Origin of the sequence: Planosporangium thailandense, from assembly GCF_011947195.1 — a bacterium.
Classification (GTDB): Bacteria; Actinomycetota; Actinomycetes; order Mycobacteriales; family Micromonosporaceae; genus Planosporangium; species Planosporangium thailandense.
The window spans coordinates 305488-326825 of sequence record NZ_JAATVY010000002.1; the positions used below are offsets into that span (position 1 = coordinate 305488).

Here is a 21338-nt window from a genome sequence, read left to right on the forward strand (position 1 = left end):
AATGGCGCACTCGTGGGCGCCGTAAACGATTGGGCGCCACAGTGGCGGAATCCACGCTCAGTGATGGGTTGCATACACGCACGGGCGGGCAAGGGCACCGGTCGGGCCGTCCCTTTCGGTCCACGGATGCCGTGGTCCGGGAGGGCGCCGCAGTGACCACACGCCTGCAACGTCCGGCGAGCAGAGTGAGCCGGAGAACCACCGTGCGGGACCTAGAAAGCTTCGAGATCATCCCAGAGCCGCCGCCGCCCAACGGGGTCCCCCGGTCGGCGTGGTTCCGCACCCGCCGCCGCCCCACCTGGTACCGCTCGTACGCGGCCCTCCTGATCGTGTTCGACTATGCGGCGGTCGCGCTCGCCAGCTTCACCGCGACCACCACCATCGACCGGGCGAAATCGGGCTTCCAGCAGAACCTCGGCCTGTTCAACCTGATCGCGTACGTGCTGCTGCCGCTGGCCTGGCTGGCGGTGCTGTGGGCGCACGGCTCCTTCGACCGGCGCTACCTGGGCGGCGGCACCGACGAGTTCAAGCGGGTGGTCCGCGCCTCCTGGACGATGATCGCGATCGTGTCGTTTCTGGCGTTCGCCACGAAGACCCGCCTGTCCCGGCTCTCCGTCGGCATCGCCCTGCTCGGGGCGCTGCTGTTCATCGTGGTCCTGCGCTACGCCGCCCGCCGGCTGCTCTATCTGGCGCGCAAGAAAGGGCTCGCGACCCATCGCATGCTGCTGGTGGGCACGGTCCCCGAGGCGATGGACGTCCTCACGACCATCACCCGGAGCCCGGAGGCCGGACTCTCACCCGTCGGCATCCATGCGACCGAGGGCTATACGACCCAGCTTCAGGAGCCTCCCGTTCCCGTGTTCGCTGGCCGGGACGTGGTCGCGCTGGTCCGGGAGCTGGGCGCGGACACGGTGGCGGTCTGCGGAGCGGCCAGCACCGAGCCGGGTGAGCTGCGGCGCCTCGCGTGGCAGCTGGAAGGTACGGGCGTGGATCTGGTCGTGGCGCCCCAGCTGACCGACATCGCGGGCCCCCGCGTACACATCCGCCCGGTCGAGGGCCTGCCGCTGCTCTACGTCGAAGAGCCGACCCTGTCCGGCCTGGCCTGGCTGTTCAAGAACCTCATCGACCGGTTGGCGGCTCTCGTCGGCCTGATCGTGCTGTTGCCGGTGTTCGTCGCCATCGCGATCGCGATCCGGATCTCCGACCCCGGTCCGGTGTTCTTCCGCCAGGCCCGGGTGGGCCGGGAAGGGCGCACCTTCCGCGTCTGGAAGTTCCGGACGATGTACACCGACGCCGAGGACCGCGTCGCGGAGCTGAAGGATCTGAACGAGACCGACGGGCTGCTGTTCAAGATCCGTAACGACCCGCGGGTCTTCCCGGTCGGCAAGTTGCTGCGCGCCACCTCCCTCGACGAGCTACCCCAGCTCATCAACGTGCTGATCGGTGAGATGTCGCTGGTCGGGCCACGTCCACTGCCCGCCGAGGACGGCGACTTCCTCGGCGACGTGCGCCGCCGGCTGCTGGTACGCCCGGGCATCACGGGGCTCTGGCAGGTATCCGGGCGCAGCGACCTGTCCTGGGACGATGCGGTCCGGCTCGACCTGTACTACGTCGACAACTGGTCGCTGGTGCTCGACCTGCACATCCTGTGGCGTACCGTCGGCGCGGTGCTGCGCCGCAAGGGCGCCTACTGACCCGCTGACCCCGTTCCATATTGCGCTGGTCTTCGCGCACGGGCGACGATCAGCGGCGTGCGGACCAACCTGTCGGCCGCGGTGGCGGTCCTGGCGCTGCTCGCCGCGCTGATCGGCACGGTCTGGGCGGTGCTGCGGCTGCGTGCCCGGCCGGGCATCGCCACCGCCGCGCAGCGGGCCACGTACGAGGTGCTGCACATCGCCGCGCTCGCCGCCGAGCCGCTGCAAGCCGGGCTCACCCAGGCCGCCGCCGGCAAGGCCGTCCGCCACCTGCGAACCCTCACCGGGGCCACCGGCTTCGCGATCGCCTCGCGCGGGGGCATCCTGGCCCTCGACGGGGAGGGAGACCATCATCACGAGCAGCTGGAGGCGGCCGCCGCGAAGGTCGTCACGTCCGGCCGGTCGGCGGTGCTCGGCGACCGGGAGCTCGCCTGTGACCTGCTCGACTGTCCGGTACGCGGCGGGGTCGTCGTACCTGTCGAGGGCGGCGGCCACGGCACCCAGGGCGCCCTGGTGGCGATCAGCGACCGGCCGGTCGCTCCGGGGCTCGTCCAGGCCACCGTCGAGACCGCGCGCTGGGTGGCGGCACAGCTCGCCCTCGCCGAGCTGGACCTGTCGCGCTCCCGGCTGGCCCGCGCCGAGGTACGCGCCCTGCGCGCGCAGATTAGCCCGCACTTCATCTACAACGCGCTCACCGCGATCGCGTCCTTCGTGCGCACCGACCCCGAGCGGGCCCGGGAGCTGATCCTCGAGTTCGCCGAGTTCACCCGGTACTCCTTCCGCGCACACGGCGAGTTCACCACCCTCGCCGACGAGCTGCGCTCGATCGACCGGTACCTGACGATCGAACGGGCGCGCTTCGGCGAACGCCTGGACGTCCGGCTCCAGATCGCTCCCGAAGTGCTGCCGGTCGGGCTGCCGTTCCTGTGCCTGCAGCCACTGGTGGAAAACGCGGTCCGCCACGGGCTGTCCCGCAAACCGGGGGTCGGCATGATCAGCATCGTGGCCCGGGACGCGGGCGCCGAGTGCCACATCACGGTCGAGGACGACGGTGTCGGGATGGACCCGTCGGTCCTCGGTGGGCCGGCAGCGGGCGAGGACGAGGCGACCGAGGCCGGCCAGCACGTAGGTCTGAGCAATGTGGACGAACGCCTGCGGTCGGTCTTCGGTGACGAGTTCGGGCTGGTGGTCGAGACCGCGCCGGGCGCGGGGACGAAGGTGAGTATGCGCATCCCGAAGTTTCATCCCGCCGTACGGGCCAGGAGCGCCGCGTGACCGCCGACCACCCCCGCGCCCCGGCTGCCCGCCTGCGGGTGCTCGCCGTCGACGACGAGCCGCCCGCGCTCGACGAGCTCGCGTTCCTGCTGCGGGCGGACCCGCGGGTGGCGACGGTCAGCACCGCCGCCGACGCGACCGAGGCGCTGCGGGTCCTGCGCGACACTGACGTCGATGTCGTGTTCCTCGACATCCGCATGCCGGGGCTGGACGGCATGGAGCTGGCCCGGGTGCTCGGCCGGTTCGCGAGACCCCCGGCCGTCGTGTTCGTCACCGCGTACGACGACCGGGCCGCGGAGGCGTTCGACCTCGGGGTCACCGACTACGTCCGCAAGCCGGTACAGCCCGACCGGATCGCGGAGTCGCTGCGGCGGGTGCTCGCCGGCCGCCTCGTCGCCGCGCACCCGGCGGTCGCCGCTGCCCGGGAGCGCGCCGACGACCCGACCATCCCGGTCGAGCTGGCCGGTCGTACCAGGATGCTGCCCCGGTCGGCGGTGCGGTGGGTCGAGGCGCAGGGCGACTACGCCCGCCTGCACACCGCCGACGGCTCGCACCTGGTACGGGTGCCGCTCGCGACGCTTGCTGAGCGCTGGGCGGACGCCGGGTTCGTCCGCGTCCACCGCTCCTACCTGGTGCAGCTCAAGCTGATCAGCGAGCTGCGGCTGACGGGCAGCGGGTACGTCGTGGTGGTCAACGGCCGCGAGCTGCCGGTGTCCCGCCGGCACACCCGGGAGCTGAAGGATCGGCTGGTCCGCGCCGCGAAGCAGAGCTGGGGCGGCTAGAAGATCTCGGCGGGGTCGACGGTGAGCGGGAACGGCTCGTCACTCTTCCACTGTTCACCCGGACGGACCACCGCGCGCTCGGCGTAGCTGCCGTCGTCGGCGAGGGTGAGCACGGTGAGGGTCTGCTGGTCCGGGTCGGCGATCCAGTACTGCGGGATGCCGGCGACCGCGTAGTAGTGCCGTTTGGTGACCAGGTCGTGTCGCCGGTTGTACTTCGACAGCACCTCGACCACGATCAGCACATCGGACGGGTCCAGGTGGTCGGCGTCGCGCTGCTTGAACGCGGCCGCGACCGCGAGCAGCGCGTCCGGCTCGTAGTAGGTCATGCCGCCGCGCACGGCGACACCGCTCTCCATCGAGGTCAGCAGGTGCCGCGGCGCCTGCAGGGTCAGCAGCCGGCAGAGATGGGCTGCGATGCCGTTGTGGTACACGTCGGCGCGTGGGCTCACCACCAGGCTCCCGTCGATGATCTCGTACTTCATCGTGTTGTCGGGTGGGAGCCGCTTCAGGTCGTCCACGGTCCAGGGCTCGCCGTAGCGAGGCAGGGCCAGCGGGCTGGTATCCACCGTCATGCCTCCGATCCTGCCGAACCCGTCCGGCGTCGCGCTACTTATCCACAGCGTAGCTGTCCACAGGCGGACCCAGGGCTTGACAGCGGCCGGATCAGCGCTGCTCGACCGTGACGTTCCCGCTGCCGCTGTGCAGCGTGATGCGGTGCGCCGCCGAGTCGGAGACCGGCACGTGTACCCGGGAGTTCCCGGACGAAGTGGTCGCCCGGACCCGGTAGCTCTGCCCGCCCGGCACGGTCACGCGTACGTTGCCGCTGCCGCTGGCGGCGTCCACGTCCTGCGCCACGGCCAGGACCAGCGTCGTGTTGCCCGACCCGGTGTGGGCCGTCGCGCTCGAACCCCGCAGCCCGGTCGCGTCGATGTTGCCGGAGCCGGCCTGGGCGATGGCCGCGCCCGCCACCCCGGTCAGCCGCAGGTTCCCGGAGTCGGTGCGGGTCACGACCGCACCGCCGATCGAGGACAGTTCGATGTTGCCGGAACCGGCACGGGCGGTGACGTCACCGGACGCGCCGCGCACCCGGATGTCCCCGGAGCCGACGTCGACCGACGCGGTCGCGATGTCGGTGAGCGTGAGGTTGCCCGAGCCGTTGTGCCCGGTGACCCGCAGGTTGCTCGCTCCGGTCACCTCGTAGTCGACCGAGCAGCCCCGACCGCACGAGGTGTTCAGGACCAGGCGGTCGCCCTGCACGGAGTCGGTGGACCCCGGCTTGGCGCCGGAGTACCGGACGCGACGTTTCACGTGAACCGAACCGTCCGAGGACCCGGACACGGTGACCCCGCCGGAGCCGCCCGTGATGGCGACCGTCGTGATCGTGCCCGTCAGAGCCCGCTCGTCGCGGATCTCCTTGTCGGGGAGCAGGCCGCAGCCGCCCAGCAGCACAACCGTAGCCACGCCGGCCCCGCCAGCCATCAGCATCCTCACGTCCGTAGACGCTATGGGCACGGACGCCTGACCCACATCCGGGACACTCCCCGAGTCAGCCCTGATGATCTCCACCGAATGTTCACACCGGTCGGCGATCCTCTCCACACCGGATCAATAGAGTGCGGCGGTATGAGCCAACGCCGTGTACTGGTCGTGGAGGACGAGCGGACGATCGCCGAGTCGGTCGCCGCGCGGCTGCGCGCCGAAGGCTTCGCCGTCGATCTCGCCCACGACGGCCCGACCGCGGTCGCCAGGGCGCAGGCGCTCCACCCCGACCTGGTGGTGCTGGACGTCATGCTGCCCGGCTTCGACGGGCTGGAGGTGTGCCGCCGCCTCCAGGCCGACCGGCCGGTGCCGGTACTGATGCTGACCGCGCGCGACGACGAGACCGACCTGCTCGTGGGGCTGGCGGTCGGGGCCGACGACTACCTCACCAAGCCGTTCTCGATGCGGGAGTTGGCGGCCCGGGTGCACGCGCTGCTGCGGCGGATGGACAAGCTGGCGGGTACGGCCAACCACCAACCGGCGGCCATCACCGTCGGTGACCTGGAGATCAACCGAGCCGAGCGGCGGGTCCGCCGGGCCGGCGTCGAGGCGCACCTCACCCCGATCGAGTTCGACCTGCTGGTCCATCTGGCCAGCCGGCCCCGCACCGTACTGCCGCGCGAACGCCTGCTCGCCGAGGTGTGGGGCTGGTCCGACGCGTCCGGCACCCGTACCGTCGACAGCCACATCAAGGCCCTGCGGCGCAAGCTCGGACCGGACCTGATCCGCACCGTGCACGGCGTGGGGTACGCGCTCGAGGTGCCGGCCTGATGGATCTCCTGCCGCGCCCGCTCGACCCGCTGCGTTCGATCAAGGTGAAGCTCGGCATCACGCTCGTCGGCGCCGGTGCCGCCGGGATCGCGGTGTTCACCTACGCGCTCGGGTTTTTCCCGCCGGTCACCTCACTCACCGCGATCGCCGTCGCGCTGATCACGTCGCAGGTGCTCGCGCACGGGATGACCGCACCGCTGCGGGAGATGACCGCCGCCGCGCGCGCCATGGCGCGCGGGGACTACAGCCGACGCGTACGCGCGACCTCGCGCGACGAGGTCGGTCAGCTCGCGGAGGCGTTCAATCACATGGCCGCCGATCTCGCATCCGCCGACCAGCAGCGGCGGGAGCTCATCGCGAACGTGTCGCACGAGCTGCGTACCCCGATCTCCGCACTGCGGGCGGTACTGGAGAACATCGTCGACGGGGTGGCGAGCGCCGACCCGGCGACGCTGCGGACGGCGCTGGCCCAGACCGAGCGGCTCGGCCGGCTGGTCAGCGAGCTGCTCGACCTGTCCCGCATCGACGCGGGTGTCCTCGCCCTCGACCTCGAGGAGTTCCCGATCGCCGACCTGTTCGCGGACGTCGTCGCGGAGGCCGAGGTCGCGGCGGCGGCCCGGGACCGGAAGATCGTGTTTCGCACCGAGGTCGTACCGGCCGACGCCACCGTCCACGCCGACCGCGAGCGGCTGCACCAGGTCGTCGTGAACCTGCTGGACAACGCCGTCCGTCACGGCCCTTCGGACGGTACGGTCACGGTTCGCGGCCGCCGCGACGCCGACCAGGTGGTCATCGATGTCGTGGACGAGGGGCCGGGGATCCCGGGCGAGGAGCGGCACCGCGTCTTCGAACGGTTCACCCGAGGCGACCGGTCCACGGGCGGCGGTACCGGGCTCGGCCTCGCCATCGCCCGGTGGGTGGTCGAGCTGCACCACGGCACGATCGCCGTCGTCGACGCCGGCGAGGCGGCCGGCTGTCACATCCGGGTGCGGCTGCCCCACCCGGCCTCCACATAGGAATCACCCTCCGCCACTTCGATCCCACGCAGTTCGCCGCCGCCGGCGATCAGCGCGGCTTCGTGCTGCCCGAAAACCGCTTCATGGCGCGCGAGATCGCTTCGTGCTGCCCGCAAACGAGGAGTCCGCCGTATGGAAGACAACCCGCAAGAGCACGTGGAGCCCCCAGCCACACCGGCGACGCCCGCGCCGGAGCCGGCCGCGCGCCCGCCGCGACCACGCCGATCGCCGTTTCCGGCCGCCCGATGGGAGGCGGCCCGCCGACCGGCCGGGCGCCCGGTGCTGGCAACGGTCGCGGTGGCCGCCGTCCTCGCGGCGGGGACGCTCACCATGGACCGGCCGGGGCTCGGCTGGTTGCTGACCGGGCTCGCCCTCGCCGGCGTCGCGGCGGCCGCGAGCGTCGAACTGCGCGTCCGCCCCGACCTTTCCCGGTGCCTCTGGGCCGCCGCCGGGATCGCGTTGCTCGCCGTCGGCGCCGTACGTGCGGCCGATTGGCTGTACGCGGTGTGCGTTCCGGCCGCCGTGGCCTGTGCCGTCCAGGCCCTGCTCCCTGGCGGGTCGGTGCGTGCCATGCTCGCCGGCGCGCTCGCCGGGCCGGTGGCCGTGCTGCGGGCGTTGCCATGGGCCGGCCGTGGCCTGCGCGCCCTCGTGCCGCACGGCCGTCCGCAGGCCGCCGCCCGGCTGCTGGCCTCGATCGGGGTGAGTGGACTCCTGCTCGTCGTGTTCGGCGCGCTGTTCGCCAGCGCGGACGGCGCGTTCGCGGGACTGCTGGCCCGGATCGTGCCCGATGTGGATCTGCGCGGGGTACCCGGCCGGCTGTTCCTGTTCGTCGCCGTCGCGCTCGGCGCGCTGGGCGGCGCGTACCTCGTCGCGGCCCCACCACGGCTGCCCGACCCGGCCGAGCCCCGGCGCCCCTTGCGCCTGGCCGAATGGGCGCTACCGGTTGCCCTGCTCGACGCGCTCTTCGGGCTGTTCGTACTGGTACAGCTCACGGTGCTGTTCGGCGGCCGGGGCCACGTACTCCGCCCGGGTGGACCGGACTTCGCGCAGTACGCCCGCAGCGGCTTCTGGCAACTGTCGGCCGTCACCGGGCTGACGCTCGTCGTCATCGGCGTGGTGGCGCGCGCGGCCCCGCGTACGGGCCGGCTGGACCGGGCCGCCATCCGCGTGCTCGTCGGCGCGCTGGCGATCCTCACCCTGGTGATCGTCGCGTCCGCGCTGAAGCGGATGGGGCTGTACGAGGACACGTACGGGTACACCCGGCTACGGCTGGCCGTCAGCGCGACCGAACTCTGGCTCGGTGTGCTGTTCGCGCTGGTACTGGTCGCCGGCGTCCGACTGCGGACGACCTGGCTGCCCCGGGCCGTCCTCATCAGCGCGGTCCTCGGCCTGCTCGCCTTCGCGGCGGCCGACCCGGACCGGTTCATCGCCGCCCGGAACGTCGACCGGTTCGAGCGGACCGGGCGGGTGGACGTGTTCTACCTGTCGGAGCTGTCCGCGGACGCGGCGCCCGAACTGGTCCGGCTCCCCGCCGACCGGCGCGCGGACGCCGTCGCGCCGATCCGCCAGCGCCTTCAGCGCGACTCCTGGTACAGCTACAACTTCGGGCGGGCACGGGCCCGTACCGTCCTGCGCCCGTGACCGCGTGAGCTCTTCACGAGCATGGGAAGGTCGGGCAGACTGCCCGGCATGGTGACCTCACCGGCGCAGCAGGGCGCGGCCGATCCCCCGAGGCGGGTACGCGTCGTGCTGGCCGAGGTGGCCCGCGCGAAGACGGCCGGGCACACCCGCCTCGAGCTCGAGGAGCAGAGCCAGATCGGGGAGGCGCTCGTCCGCGGGCTCGTGCGTACCCAGCTCGCGCTCGCCCTGCGCCTGGCCGCCGTGGTGGTGGTCGGGCTCGGCGGGCTGCCGCTGCTGTTCGCCGTCGCACCGGCGGTGGCCCGGGCCCGCCCGTTCGGCATCGCGCTGCCCTGGCTGCTGTTGGGGCTCGTCGCGTACCCGTTCCTGATCGTCGCCGGCTGGGCCTACGTGCACCTCGCCGAGCGCACCGAACGTGACTTCACCGCCCTGGTCGAACGGCCCGACAAGTGAATCCGTACGCCCTGCCCGCGGTCATCGGCGTCACGCTGGCGACGGTGGGCATCGGCGCGTACGGGCTGCGCCTGGCTCGGACAACGTCGGACTTTCTCGTCGCTTCTCGGATGATCAGTCCTACCTGGAACGCGGCGGCGATCGGCGGGGAATACCTGTCCGCCGCGAGCTTCCTGGGCGTCGCCGGCCTGGTCCTCAAGTACGGCGTCGACGTCCTGTGGTACCCCGTCGGCTTCGCCGCCGGGTACCTCGCACTGCTGCTGTTCGTGGCGGCGCCGCTGCGCCGCTCCGGGGCTTTCACCCTGCCCGACTTCTGCGAGCTGCGGCTCGGCTCCCGGCCGTTGCGGAAGCTCGCCACGGTGTTCGTGCTGTTCATCGGCTGGTTCTATCTGGTGCCGCAGCTCCAGGGGGCCGGCCTGACGCTGCAGACGGTCACCGGCGGCCCGTACGCCCTCGGCGCGATTCTCGTCGGTGGTGTCGTCACCGCGAACGTGGCCCTCGGCGGCATGCGGGCGATCACCTTCGTGCAGGCGTTCCAGTACTGGCTGAAGTTGACCGCGCTGGCCGTACCGGCGTTCTTCCTGATCGCCGCGTGGCACCACGACGGCCGGCCGGCGCTGGCGCCCGACGTCACGACGTTCGCCCGCCCGACCACCGTCGAGTTCGCCCACCCGACGGTGTTCGGCCTGGCGGGTGAGACGACCATCGGGGTACGGGGTGAGCTGGACGGGTCACGTGTCGACGGAGTGGTCGTGGTCCCCGCCGGTGAGCACACCGCCGGCGCGCACAGCACGCTGAGCTTCCCCCGGGGCGCGCGGGTGCCGACCGTACGCGGCGTGGCCAGCTCGTCGGGGCTCGCCTGGCTGCTGCCCGGCGGGGACGGCGGCCACCGGCTCTTCGCCACGTACTCGCTGATCCTGGCGACGTTTCTCGGCACGATGGGCCTGCCGCACGTACTCGTGCGCTTCTACACCAACCGCGACGGCGCCGCCGCCCGCCGTACGACGCTGGTGGTGCTCGCCCTCGTCGGGCTGTTCTACCTGCTGCCCGCGCTGTACGGCGTGCTCGGCCGGGTCTACGTGCCGCGGTTGCTGATGACCGGGGACAGCGACGCGGTGGTCCTGCTGCTGCCGTCCGCCGCGCTCGGGTCGGGCGCCACCGGTCAGCTGCTGGGCGCGCTGGTCGCGGCGGGCGCGTTCGCGGCGTTCCTGTCCACCTCGTCCGGGCTGCTCACCTCGGTCGCCGGGGTGCTGTCGACCGATGTGCTGGGACACGGGTCGGTACGGGACTTCCGCCGGTCGGCGATCGTCGCGGGACTCGTACCGCTGGCCCTGGCGCTGCGCGTGTCCGATCTCGACGTCTCGCAGGTGGTGGGGCTGGCGTTCGCGGTGGCCGCGTCGAGCTTCTGCCCGCTGCTGCTGCTCGGCATCTGGTGGCGGGGGCTCACCGCGGCCGGCGCGGCGGCCGGAATCGTGGCCGGCGGCGGTGCGGCGGTCTCCGCGGTGCTGTTCACCGTCCTCGACGGGCCGACCGGCCGGGGCTGGGTCGGGGCGGTACTGGCCCAGCCGGCGGCGTGGACGGTTCCGCTGGCGTTCACGGTCATGGTCGTGGTGTCGCTGGCCACCCGGAAGCGGGTGCCGGCGAGCGTGGGCTCGACGATGCTGCGGCTGCACGCGCCGGACGCGCTGCGCCTCTGACCGCTCCCCGCCCGTCCGAACGCTGCACGCTGTGCAGGATTCCGGGCTGCAAAACCCACAACTCCGATCGTCGGCTGCCGATGCTGTCCACATCGTGTCCAGAGACCTGATACGGCGTGAACGGGGAGAGTGGGAACGTGAGGCGCTGGTGGCATGACCGGGGAGTGCGCACAAAGCTGCTCCTCGTTGCCGCGATCTCCGTCGTGGCGACGGCGAGCGTCGGTGCGGCTGGCATCAGTCAGCTCAACTCGGTGACCGCGACCGCCAAGACGATCACCGATGAGCGGACCCAGCAGGCGCTGCGCATCAACGCGGCGCGAACCGCGTTGCTCCGGGAGGACGCGACCCTGCTCGAACACTCCGCGCTGTCCGACGACGTGTCGCGCAAGCGGGCCGAAGATGAGATCAAGGCCGACGACGCCGAGTACGACAAGTCCTGGGCCGCGTACAAGAGCAACGCCAAGGGGCGCGTCGGCACCATCGCGGCGACCGAAGGCCTGATCAGCACCTATCGCACGCTGCGCGACAAGACGATGCTGCCGGCGAGCCGGGCCCATGACGTGCAGGCGTTCCAGAACGCCCGCTTCACCCAGAGCTCGGCGATCGCCATGGCCACGAGCAACCTCGACGAGCTGGCGCAGGCCGAGACCGACGGGGTGGTGGCCGGTGGGCGCGACATCCAGCGGGCCAAGACGGACGCCGTCACGCTCGTCTTCGTGATCCTGGCCGTCGGTATGATCATCGTCCTGGTCGCGACGCGGCTGATCGCTTCGACGATCGTGGGGTCGGTACGGCGGGTCGAGCGGGCCTTCGCGGCGATCGCCGAGGGCGACCTCACCATGGCCGTCGACGTCCAGTCACGCGACGAGATCGGCCGGATGGCGGCCGGCTACGAACGCGCCCGTCAGGCGATGCGCGACACGGTCGCGGCGCTCGTACGCGCGGCGGAGGCGGTCAGCGAGTCCGCGAAGCAGGTCTACTCCTCCGGCACCCGGCTCGGCGCCTCCACCGCGGACGCCGCGCAGCAGGCGCAGGCGGTCACCGGCGCGGCCTCCATGGTGTCGACCAACGTCGAGGTCCTGTCGGCCGCCGGTGAGGAGATCGGCGCGTCCATCGAGTCGATCGCGCAGAGCGCCAACGAGGCGGTGCGGGTGGCCTCGGAGGCCGTGAACGTCGTCGCGAACACCACGGAGACCGTCAGCAAGCTCGGCAAGTCCTCGGCGGAGATCGGCGAGGTGGTCAAGGTGATCACGTCGATCGCCGAGCAGACGAACCTGCTCGCGCTCAACGCCACCATCGAGGCCGCCCGCGCCGGCGAATCCGGCAAGGGCTTCGCGGTCGTGGCCGGCGAGGTCAAGGAGCTGGCCCAGGAGACCGCGCGAGCCACCGAGGACATCTCCCGGCGGGTACAGGCGATCCAGGACGACAGCAGCGGTGCGGTCGAGGCGATCGGCGAGATCAGCCGTGTCATTGCCCAGATCAACGACTTCCAGCTCAGCATCGCGTCGGCGGTGGAGGAGCAGACTGCCACGACCACCGAGATGAGCCGCAACGTGGGTGAGGCCGCGAGCGGCTCGCGGGAGATCGCGACCACGATCGAGGAGCTGGCCGCCAGCGTCCAGAACGCGGCCAGCGACGCGTCCGTGACCCAGGCGGCCGCGGCCGACCTGGATGGCACCGCCGCGCAGCTGCGCGAAGCGGTGCACAGGTTCCGCACGTGACCGCGGCAGCGCACCGGTACCCGTCCGGCGCACCGCGCCCAGTCTTCAGCACGCCAATGCTTGGGGGAAACTCATGATCGTCTCGTCCCGGCGACGTCGTATGCCCTACGAGGACTCCGGCCCGCGCGGTTACGCCCTGCTGCCCCGAGGCCTCGCCGCGGTGGGCGCGGTGGCGCTCACCCTGTCGCTGGCCGCGTGTGGAGCCGGCGCGAGCGCCAGTGTCCCGTTCGCCGATACGCCGCAGTGCGCGCCGTACAAGCAGTACCAGGGCCATTCGGGCACCACGGTGACGTGGAGCACCGGCGGTGGCAGCGACAACGAAACGAACGGGTACCGCCAGGCGGTGCGTACCTTCTCCGACTGCACCGGGATCCTGATCAACTACTACATCGATCCCAAGGTCAACTCGGAGAAGGACCTCATCGAACTGATCGACTCCGGTAAGGCTTCGGACCTGCTTGGTGTCGGGCCCGGTACGTTGACCGACCTGGCCGCCGCCAAGAAGATCAAGACGCTTTCGGCGCAGGCCAAAGCCAACGTGACGAAGGGCTGGTCGTCCGACTGGCAGAACTACGCCAGCGCCGGCGGCACGCTCTACGGCATCCCGAACGACGCCGCCGTCAAGTCGTTCGTCTGGTACTCGCCCAGCTACTTCAAGGAGCACGGCTACCAGGTGCCGCAGACGTGGGACGAGATGATCGCGCTGAGCGACAAGATCGCTGCCACCGGGATCAAGCCGTGGTGCGCCGGCATCGAATCGGGCGCCGCCACCGGCTGGCCGGCCACCGACTGGATGGAAGAGGTCATGCTCCGGCTGGAAGGCCCCGAGATCTACGACCAGTGGGTGGCCCACAAGATTCCGTTCAACGACCCGAAGGTACTGGACGTGGCGAACAGGGTCGCCACGATCCTGAAGAACCCCGCGTACGTCAACGGCGGCCTCGGTGACGTCAAGAGCGTCGCCACCACCGCCTTCGGCGACGCCGGGCTGCCGATCCTGGCCGGCAAGTGCGCGCTGCACCAGCAGGCCTCGTTCTACGCCAACATGTGGCCGCGTGGGACCAACGTCTCCCCGGACGGCGACGTCTACGCGTTCTACGAACCGCCGATCGACCCCGCCAAGGGCAAGCCGGTCGAGGCCGGCGGCGGCTTCGTGGTGGCGACCTCGACGCGGCCCGAGGTGCAGGCGGTCCAGGCGTTCCTGTCCAGCAGGGATTTCGCCACCAGTCGGGTGAAGGTCGGCGGCTTCGTGTCCGCCAACAAGCTCGTCGATTTGAACAGCTACGACAACCCGATCGACAAGCTGTCGGCCCAGATCCTCCGCGACCCGAACGCGGTCATCCGCTTCGACGGCTCGGACGCGATGCCTGCCGCCGTCGGCAACGGGACGTTCTGGACCGAGATGACCGCCTGGATCAACGGCAAGGACACCAAGTCCATGCTCGACGCGATCGAGGCGTCCTGGCCGAAGTAGCGCCGGATCGGCCGGACAACCGCAGAACGTACGACGGCCGCGGGCCCCGCCGAGTGCGGGGCCCGCGGCCGTTACGGGTAAGGGGACGTCTTGTCCTACGAGCCGTCCCGGTGCCGATCGGCTGCGCCCAGAAAGCACCAGAATGCTGCCTTTTTGACGGCAGCGCGAGGAGCCGGTGTCCGTGTACCGTGACGGCATGGGAGAGGGGGCGACCAAGCGGGACGCGCGATTCAACGCGCCGCTGATGACCGCCCAAGAGGCGGGTGTTCACCTCGGAATAGCGCCGACCACGATCAAGAAGTGGTTGAGGCTGGCGCCCGAGGGTGGGGCGCCTGTCATGCACTCCGTCCCGCCACCGAGCGCCCATGGTCCGCGAATTCCATTTATCGCGCTGGCTGAGGCCCAAATCTTGCGCGAGTTGCGTAACACCGGCCTTTCCATGCAGGCCATCCGAGCAGGCGTTGCGAAGCTGCGGAAAGACACTGGCGAGGAGTATGTGCTCGCCACACGCACCATCGCATCGGACGGTGGTGAGCTGCTCTACAACGCGGCAACCAAGGTCGCGCCAGAGTGGGTACGAGCTCGAGACGGCCAGGGAACTCTGCGCCAGGTTGTCGACAACCTGCTGAAGTACGTGCACTATGCGCCGGACGGGTTCGCCGATCGGCTGGTGCTCAAGCCTTACGGGGCAGCGGATGTCGTTGTTGATCCGCGTTTCGCATTTGGCCAGCCTGTTATAGAGCGCAACAAGATCCGCGTCGAGACCATAGCTGACCTGTTCTACGCCGGTGAGTCGGTCGAGGTCATCGCGGATGAGTTCGACCTGGACGTCAACGAGGTCGAGTCGATCATTCGGGTCCTAGGACGACGCGCTGCCTGAATTCCTAGCCGACCGTGACCTCGGCAAACGCGTCGTTGAGGCGCTGCGCGCCGCAGGCGCGGTGGTGCACACGCTCCCGGAGGTGTTCGGCGAGGAAGGCGCCCAGCTGGCGGCCGACACCGAATGGATCGCTGTTGCTGGCCGATATGGCTGGGTCGCACTGTCGAAGAACAAACGGATCCGCTACGTGACTGCCGAGCGTGAGGCTCTCGCTGCGCATGGTGTGCCGCTCCGCGCTCGTCAATGGCAGCCTGGACCTGAAGGCGATGGCAGATGCCTTCCTGGCGGCTCTGCCTCGCATCGTCGATCTGTGCTCGACCCCGCTCGGCGGTTCTGTATGGATCGTGCACCGTGATGGTCGGGTCGAGCGGCAGTGGCCGTAGAAGAAGAGCCCGCCGGTCGACTCACTCACTCACAGGAGCTCGGCCGGGTCGAGCGTCAGCGGGAACGGATCATCGGAGCGCCAGACCTGACCGGGCCGCACGACCGCGCGGTCGACGTAGCTGTCGCCGTCGAGCGTGAGTACGGTCAGTTTCCGGTCTTTCGGGTCGACGATCCAGTACTGCGGGATGCCGCCGGCCGCGTAGTAGTGCCGCTTGAGCACGAGGTCGTTGCCGGGGTTGGACGGCGACAGCACCTCGACGGCGAACAGCACGTCGTCCTGGTCGAGCTGGTCGGTGTCCTTGTCGAGAGCGGCGGCGTGGAGCACACAGAGATCCGGGATGAAGAAGGTTCGCCGGCCGTGGATGGTCACCCCGACGTTCTCCGCGATTTCGAGGTCGGCGGGCACCTGGCGGAATAGAAGGTGGTGCAGCCGGGTGACGGCGCGGAGGTGGGGCATGGCGGGCGGAGGGTTCACCAGGATGCTCCCGTCGAACAGCTCGTAGCGCACGCCCAACTCAGGGAACCGGTACAGGTCGTCGACCGTCCAGCCGGTCATCGGGGGTACGAGGGACACGGTCATCGTCACGACCTCCATCCTGGTGGAGCGGCCGACGGTTTCGGCGGTTGTCCACAGGCCACTGTACTTGTCCACAGTTGCCGACCGGAGGCTTGACAACACGGCGTGCACGGGCGGGATACCGTCGAGCGGTGACCGATAACGCACTCGTACTGCGGGGGCTCGTCAAGCGGTTCGACGGTCTCACCGCGGTCGGTGGCGTCGATCTCTACGTACCCACCGGATCGTTCTTCGGGCTGCTCGGCCCCAACGGAGCGGGCAAGACCACCACGCTGTCCATGGCGGTCGGGCTGCTGCGCCCGGACGCCGGCACGGTCGCCGTCCTCGGTCACGACGTGTGGTCCGACCCGGTCACCGCCAAGCGGCTGCTGGGCGCGCTGCCCGACCCGGTCCGGACGTTCGACCGGCTCTCCGGCAGCGAACTGCTCGCGTACATCGGGCTGCTGCGCGGCATGGACGCAGCCGTGGTCGACGCGCGCGCGGCCGAACTCCTCGACGTGCTCGGCCTCGCCGACGCCGGTCGTACCCTCGTCGTCGACTACTCGGCCGGGATGAAGAAGAAGATCGGGCTGGCCTGCGCGCTCCTGCACGCGCCCCGGCTGCTCGTACTCGACGAGCCGTTCGAGGCCGTCGACCCGGTCTCCGGGGCGCTCATCCGGGACATCCTGCACCGGTACGTGGCCGGCGGCGGCACCGTCGTCCTCTCCAGCCACGTGATGGAGGTCGTGGAACGGCTGTGCAGCCACGTCGCGATCCTCGCCGGCGGGCAGGTCAGAACCGTCGGCACGCTGGACGAGGTACGGCAGGGCCGGTCGCTCGAGGACGTGTTCGTACACGTGGTGGGTGGCCGCGTCGCCACCGGTGCGGAGCTGTCGTGGCTGTAGCGCAGGACGCTCAGCCGGCCCGGAACGCGGAGCGGCCGACACGGGCGGTTCACTTCGTACGCCTGAAGCTGCGGCTGACCGGCAACAGCCTGCGCGGCCAGGCGTGGCGGATCGTGCTCGTCGTCTTCGGGGCCATCGCCGGGCTGTGGGGCGCGCTCGGTGGCTTCGCTTTGTTCACGGCCGGAGGTGTGGCCCGTGGCGACGGCGGCCTCGTCATCGTGGCCTTCGCCGGCGCCGGGCTTACGCTCGCGTGGCTGCTTCTGCCGCTGCTGTTCTTCGGCGTGGACGAGACGATCGACCCGGCCCGGTTCGCGCTGCTGCCGGTGTCGCGCGGCACCCTGCTGCGCGGCATGGTGGCCGCGGCATGCGTGAGCATTCCGGCGATCGCGACGGCCATCGCGCTGCTCGGGCTGATCTTCGGCGCGGCCGTACGCGGACGGACCCCTGCGGCCGTCGTCACCGCCGCTGTCGGCGCGGTACTCGGGCTCTTCACGTGCGTGGTCGGCAGCCGCGCGTTGAGCAGCGCGTTCGCGTCGATGCTGCGGTCCCGGCGGGTACGCGACCTCGCCGCCATCCTGCTCGCGGTCCTCGCCTCGTCGGTCGCCCCGCTGCAGCTCACGGTGTCGTCGCTGATCGCGCACGGGAACCTGGCCCGGGCCGCCGGGATCGCCCGCGTGCTCGCCTGGACGCCGCTCGGCGCCCCGTACGCCGCCTATCTCGACGTGGCCGACGGCCGGCCCGCGACGGCGCTCGCCCGGTTGGCGCTCGGGCTCGTGACCCTGGTGGCCCTCACGGCGTGGTGGTGGCGCACGCTCGAATCGGCCATGATCGGCGTGGCGTCCGGCGCGCGGTCGGCGGGCTCCGCCGGGCGACCGGCCAGCGCGGCGGACGGGCTGTTCCCGGCCGTACTCCGGTGGCTTCGCCCCGGTCGTTTCAGCGGGCTGGTCGCGCGGGAGTGGCGGTACTGGTGGCGCGAGCCGCGCCGGCGCGCCAGCCTGATCTCGCTGACGATCGCCGGGGTCGTCGTTCCGGCGATGCTGCGCGCCGGTTCAGGGTCCGGCGGCGCGCCGCTGCCGGTGGCCGTGGCGTTCAGCGCGCTGCTGGCCGCGATGGTGCTCGCCAACCAGTTCGGCACGGACGGCGCGGCGTACGCGCTGCACCTGCTGGTCGGTGTGCCGGGCCGGGTCGAACTGCGCGCCCGGGCCTGTGCGCTGGCCGCGCTGATGGCGCCGGTCCTGGTGCTCGTGACCGTCGTGATCGCGCTGCTGACCGGCGCGCAGTCGCAGGTGCCCGCGGCGCTCGGCGTCGTCGCGGCGGCACTGGGCATGTCGGCCGGCATCTCCGCGCTGGTCTCGGTGCTCGTCCCGTACGCCTTCCCCGAGTCGAGCAATCCGTTCGCGGTCAGCGGCGGCACCGGGGGCCTGCGCGGGCTGCTCGCCCTGGCCGGGTCGTTGGTCGCGGCGGCGCTGCTGGCACCCGTGCTGGTGTTCGCGGTGCTGGCCGACGGCGCCTGGGCCGGCCCCGCCGTCCTCGCCACCGGCGTCGGGTGGGGCGCCGCCGGGCTGCTGATCGGCACCCAGGTGGCCGGTGGCATCCTCGACCGGCGGGGGCCGGAGATCCTGGTCGCCGTCACGCCGCGCCGATGACTACTGCCGCTCTACGTCGATAGGCCGTCCATGACGATCTCACCGTCCGACCCGTTCGCCACCCCGGATCACCTTCGCTCGCCGGTGCGCCGGCTGCGGGGCCGGCTCCCGGCGGCCGTGACCCTCTGGACGGCGCCCGGGCCCGCCGGGCTGACCGTCTCCTCGACGCTGGTCGTCGACGGCGAGCCCGGCCATCTGCTCGGAATTCTCGACGAGGAGTCCGAGGTGTGGGCGGCGATCGAGGACGCCGGCCGGTTCGCGGTGACGGCGCTGACCGCCGAGGACCGCCAGCTGGCCGACCGGTTCGCCGGCCTGATGCCGGCGCCGGGCGGCCTGTTCGCCGGCGGCGGGTGGCGCGAGACCGGGTACGGGCCGGTGCCGGCCGAGCGGTCCACCTGGGCCGGGTGCCGGCTGACGAGCGCGCGGCCGGTCGGCTGGGGGCTGCTGGTCGAGGCGACGATCGAGGCCGTTGAGCTGGGCGACCCCGAGCCGCCGCTCGTCCACTACCGGGGCCGCTACCGCGAGCTGTCCTGACGGGGTGGACCCTCAGCGATCTTGGACACTTGGCGGGCCTATGACACCGCCAGGTGTCCAAGATCCGCCCCAGCGTGGGACGTACGTGGCCGAGCGACGGTAGTCGCGCCACGTCGGTCACTCGGCGCACCTGGCGCGCCGTTCGGCGCACCGGTGGACCGCCGGGGCTCCGGTGTCTTCACCACTACGCGATCGGGTTTCTACGGTCCGTGCATCCGTCGGCGTCCTCCACGCGCCACGAGGCGGCGCCGACCACCTCCGAGCCCGATGACTGGTGGTGAACCCAGATGAGCACCGAGACACCCGTACCGCCGGCCGATCCGTCGGCCGCCCCGTCGAGGCGAGCGGTCGCGGACGCCGACGCGTACCTCGCCGTCGAGCGCAGCCCCGAGTTCGCCGAGCTCCGCAGGGCGCTTCGCGGCTTCGTGTTCCCGATGACCGTGGCGTTCTTCGTCTGGTACGCGCTCTACGTGATCCTGTCGGCGTACGCCCGCGGGTTCATGAGCGTCAAGATCGTCGGCCACATCAACGTGGCGCTCGTGTTCGGCCTGCTGCAGTTCGTTTCCACGTTCCTGATCGCCTGGCTGTACGCGCGGTACGCCGGCAGGCGGCTGGACCCGCTGGCCGAGCGCCTGCGGGCACGGGTGGAGGGGGAGCGCGGATGAGTCACCCCCTCCTCGCGGCTGCCGCCACCACCAGCACGGCGCGCAGCCTGACGATCGTCCTCTTCATCATCTTCGTGCTGATCACGCTGGGTATCACGGTGTGGGCCAGCCGGCAGACGCGCAACGCGACCGACTTCTACGCCGGTGGCCGCTCGTTCAGCGGCTTCCAGAACGGGATGGCGATCGGCGGGGACTACATGTCCGCGGCGAGCTTCCTGGGCATCGCCGGGATCATCGCGCTGAGCGGGTACGACGGCTTCCTGTACTCGATCGGCTTCCTGGTGGCGTGGCTGGTCGCGCTGCTGCTGGTCGCGGAGCTGATGCGCAACTCGGGCAAGTACACGATGGCCGACGTGCTGGCGTTCCGGCTCAGCCAGCGGCCGGTCCGCACGGCGGCGGCGGTCTCGACGATCACCGTCTCGATCTTCTACCTGCTGGCCCAGATGGTCGGCGCCGGCGCGCTGGTCGCGCTGCTGCTGGGGATCAAGCCCGGGCAGACGTTCCTCGGGATGAGCGCCGGCACGGCCAAGGTCGCCACGATCATCTTCGTCGGGGTCCTGATGATCGTGTACGTCGTGGTGGGCGGCATGAAGGGCACCACGTACGTGCAGATCGTCAAGGCGTTCCTGCTGATGTGCGGCGCCATCCTGATGACCCTGCTGGTCCTGGCGGCGTTCAGGTTCAACCTGTCGGGCCTGCTCGGCTCGGCCGCCGAGAAGTCCGGCAAGGGCGCGGCGTTCCTGGAGCCCGGGCTCAAGTACGGAAAGGAGGTCGCCGGAAACGCCAAGGAGACCTTCTACAACAAGATGGACCTGCTCTCGCTGGGCATCGCGCTGGTGCTGGGCACGGCGGGTCTGCCGCACATCCTGACCCGCTTCTACACCGTTCCCGACGGCCGGGCCGCCCGCAAGAGTGTGCTCTGGGCGATCGGGCTCATCGGCGTGTTCTACCTGATGACCCTGGCGCTCGGGTTCGGCTCGGCGGCGCTGGTCGGCGGCAAGGCGATCACGGCTCAGGACAAGGCCGGCAACACCGCGGCGCCACAGTTGGCGCAGGCGCTGGGTGAGAAGTACCTCGGCGGCTCGGGAGGCGGAGCGGTCATGCTCGCGGTGATCGCGGCGGTCGCCTTCGCCACCATCCTCGCCGTGGTCGCCGGCCTCACCCTGGCCTCGTCGTCGTCGCTGTCGCACGACTTCTACGCCAACGTCATCAAGCGGGGTCAGGCGTCGGAGCGTCAGGAGATCCGGGTCGCGCGGGTGTCCGCGTTCGCCATCGGGGCGGTGTCGATCGTGCTGGCGATCTTCGCCCAGAGCCTCAACGTGGCGTTCCTCGTGGCCCTGGCGTTCGCGGTCGCCGCCTCGGGCAACCTGCCGGCGATCCTGTACTCGCTGTTCTGGCGGCGGTTCACCACGGCGGGCGCGACGGCGGCCATCTACGGCGGCCTGGTCTCCGCGGTCGTGCTGGTGTTCTTCTCGCCGGTGGTCTCCGGTACACCGACGGCGATGTTCCCGCACCACGACTGGCACTGGTTCCCGCTGTCCAACCCGGGAATCATCTCGATCCCGATCGGTTTCCTGTGCGGCTGGCTCGGGACCGTCCTGTCGCGCGAACGCGCCGACGAGGCGAAGTACGCCGAGATGGAGGTGCGCTCGCTGACCGGCGCCGGCGCGCACTGAGCCGGAAAGGGCGGTAATGGGCGGGGTGGGCC

General features: G+C 71.1%; 20 protein-coding genes and 1 pseudogene. 18 read left to right on the plus strand and 3 right to left on the minus strand.

The genetic code is table 11. The features are described from left to right. Window positions 1-203: 203 nt before the first annotated feature. Genes HC031_RS04170 through HC031_RS04180 form a run of 3 tightly spaced genes read left to right on the plus strand, consistent with a single transcriptional unit; the run spans window position 204 to window position 3751 of the window. Window positions 204-1694, plus strand: coding sequence for an exopolysaccharide biosynthesis polyprenyl glycosylphosphotransferase (locus tag HC031_RS04170; RefSeq protein WP_167923802.1), 1491 nt, complete (start codon window positions 204-206; stop codon window positions 1692-1694). Between the two features lie 57 nt (window positions 1695-1751). After that, window positions 1752-2969 (plus strand): histidine kinase, encoded by a 1218-nt coding sequence (locus HC031_RS04175; RefSeq protein ID WP_167923803.1) that lies wholly within the window; start codon window positions 1752-1754, stop codon window positions 2967-2969. A gap of 32 nt (window positions 2970-3001) precedes the next feature. Next, window positions 3002-3751, plus strand: coding sequence for a LytR/AlgR family response regulator transcription factor (locus HC031_RS04180; protein WP_167924039.1), 750 nt, complete (start codon window positions 3002-3004; stop codon window positions 3749-3751). Here HC031_RS04180 and HC031_RS04185 read toward each other — a convergent pair. Both HC031_RS04185 and HC031_RS04190 read right to left on the minus strand, forming a co-directional pair. Next, entirely contained in the window at window positions 3748-4323 is a 576-nt protein-coding gene (locus HC031_RS04185; RefSeq protein WP_167923804.1) for a Uma2 family endonuclease, read from the minus strand. The genes HC031_RS04180 and HC031_RS04185 overlap by 4 nt on opposite strands. 91 nt (window positions 4324-4414) lie before the next feature. Then, on the minus strand, window positions 4415-5236 hold the full coding sequence (locus HC031_RS04190) for a DUF4097 family beta strand repeat-containing protein (protein ID WP_240942127.1): 822 nt from the start codon (window positions 5234-5236) through the stop codon (window positions 4415-4417). Window positions 5237-5374: 138 nt separating this feature from the next. Here HC031_RS04190 and HC031_RS04195 point away from each other — a divergent pair, with 138 nt between their 5' ends. From HC031_RS04195 to HC031_RS32850, 10 genes and pseudogenes are all read left to right on the plus strand, one after another. Then, window positions 5375-6061, plus strand: a complete 687-nt coding sequence (locus HC031_RS04195) for a response regulator transcription factor (RefSeq protein WP_167923806.1) — start codon at window positions 5375-5377, stop codon at window positions 6059-6061. After that, a complete protein-coding gene (locus tag HC031_RS04200) occupies window positions 6061-7077 on the plus strand; it encodes a HAMP domain-containing sensor histidine kinase (protein ID WP_167923807.1) in 1017 nt (338 codons plus the stop codon). Before HC031_RS04195 ends, HC031_RS04200 begins: the two co-directional genes overlap by 1 nt. Window positions 7078-7209: 132 nt before the next feature. After that, the gene (locus HC031_RS04205; RefSeq protein WP_167923808.1) at window positions 7210-8718 is read left to right on the plus strand and encodes a DUF4153 domain-containing protein; all 1509 of its coding nucleotides are present in this window, start codon (window positions 7210-7212) and stop codon (window positions 8716-8718) included. A gap of 48 nt (window positions 8719-8766) precedes the next feature. Beyond that, window positions 8767-9168 carry a hypothetical protein gene (locus HC031_RS04210; protein ID WP_167923809.1) on the plus strand — a complete coding sequence of 134 codons (402 nt, stop codon included), beginning with the start codon at window positions 8767-8769 and terminating at the stop codon, window positions 9166-9168. Beyond that, window positions 9165-10865: a sodium:solute symporter family transporter gene (locus tag HC031_RS04215; RefSeq protein ID WP_167923810.1), complete on the plus strand. Its 1701-nt coding sequence runs from the start codon at window positions 9165-9167 to the stop codon at window positions 10863-10865. The genes HC031_RS04210 and HC031_RS04215 overlap by 4 nt, the downstream gene beginning before the upstream one ends. A gap of 164 nt (window positions 10866-11029) precedes the next feature. Then, window positions 11030-12586 (plus strand): methyl-accepting chemotaxis protein, encoded by a 1557-nt coding sequence (locus tag HC031_RS34240; protein ID WP_338090475.1) that lies wholly within the window; start codon window positions 11030-11032, stop codon window positions 12584-12586. A gap of 100 nt (window positions 12587-12686) precedes the next feature. Then, window positions 12687-14060, plus strand: a complete 1374-nt coding sequence (locus HC031_RS04225; protein WP_167924041.1) for an ABC transporter substrate-binding protein — start codon at window positions 12687-12689, stop codon at window positions 14058-14060. 196 nt (window positions 14061-14256) lie between these two features. Further along, a complete protein-coding gene (locus HC031_RS04230; protein ID WP_167923811.1) occupies window positions 14257-14940 on the plus strand; it encodes a DUF433 domain-containing protein in 684 nt (227 codons plus the stop codon). Window positions 14941-14983: 43 nt separating this feature from the next. Then, window positions 14984-15109: pseudogene (locus HC031_RS34685) on the plus strand (hypothetical protein); the annotation flags it as partial. Between the two features lie 31 nt (window positions 15110-15140). After that, the gene (locus HC031_RS32850) at window positions 15141-15323 is read left to right on the plus strand and encodes a hypothetical protein (RefSeq protein WP_240942087.1); all 183 of its coding nucleotides are present in this window, start codon (window positions 15141-15143) and stop codon (window positions 15321-15323) included. 29 nt (window positions 15324-15352) lie between these two features. On the opposite strand, the gene HC031_RS04240 is transcribed toward HC031_RS32850, so the two are convergent. Next, window positions 15353-15976 carry a Uma2 family endonuclease gene (locus HC031_RS04240; protein WP_167923812.1) on the minus strand — a complete coding sequence of 208 codons (624 nt, stop codon included), beginning with the start codon at window positions 15974-15976 and terminating at the stop codon, window positions 15353-15355. 56 nt (window positions 15977-16032) lie between these two features. Here HC031_RS04240 and HC031_RS04245 point away from each other — a divergent pair, with 56 nt between their 5' ends. The 5 genes from HC031_RS04245 (at window position 16033) to HC031_RS04265 (ending at window position 21306) form a co-directional block, all read left to right on the plus strand. Continuing rightward, window positions 16033-16785 carry an ATP-binding cassette domain-containing protein gene (locus tag HC031_RS04245; protein WP_167923813.1) on the plus strand — a complete coding sequence of 251 codons (753 nt, stop codon included), beginning with the start codon at window positions 16033-16035 and terminating at the stop codon, window positions 16783-16785. Next, window positions 16776-18431, plus strand: coding sequence for an ABC transporter permease (locus HC031_RS04250; protein ID WP_167923814.1), 1656 nt, complete (start codon window positions 16776-16778; stop codon window positions 18429-18431). The genes HC031_RS04245 and HC031_RS04250 overlap by 10 nt, the downstream gene beginning before the upstream one ends. Window positions 18432-18461: 30 nt before the next feature. Further along, window positions 18462-18965: a flavin reductase family protein gene (locus HC031_RS04255; protein WP_167923815.1), complete on the plus strand. Its 504-nt coding sequence runs from the start codon at window positions 18462-18464 to the stop codon at window positions 18963-18965. 287 nt (window positions 18966-19252) lie between these two features. Next, complete coding sequence (locus HC031_RS04260; RefSeq protein ID WP_167923816.1) at window positions 19253-19630, plus strand: DUF485 domain-containing protein; 378 nt, start codon at window positions 19253-19255, stop codon at window positions 19628-19630. Then, window positions 19627-21306 (plus strand): solute symporter family protein, encoded by a 1680-nt coding sequence (locus tag HC031_RS04265; RefSeq protein ID WP_167923817.1) that lies wholly within the window; start codon window positions 19627-19629, stop codon window positions 21304-21306. Before HC031_RS04260 ends, HC031_RS04265 begins: the two co-directional genes overlap by 4 nt. Window positions 21307-21338: the final 32 nt, after the last annotated feature.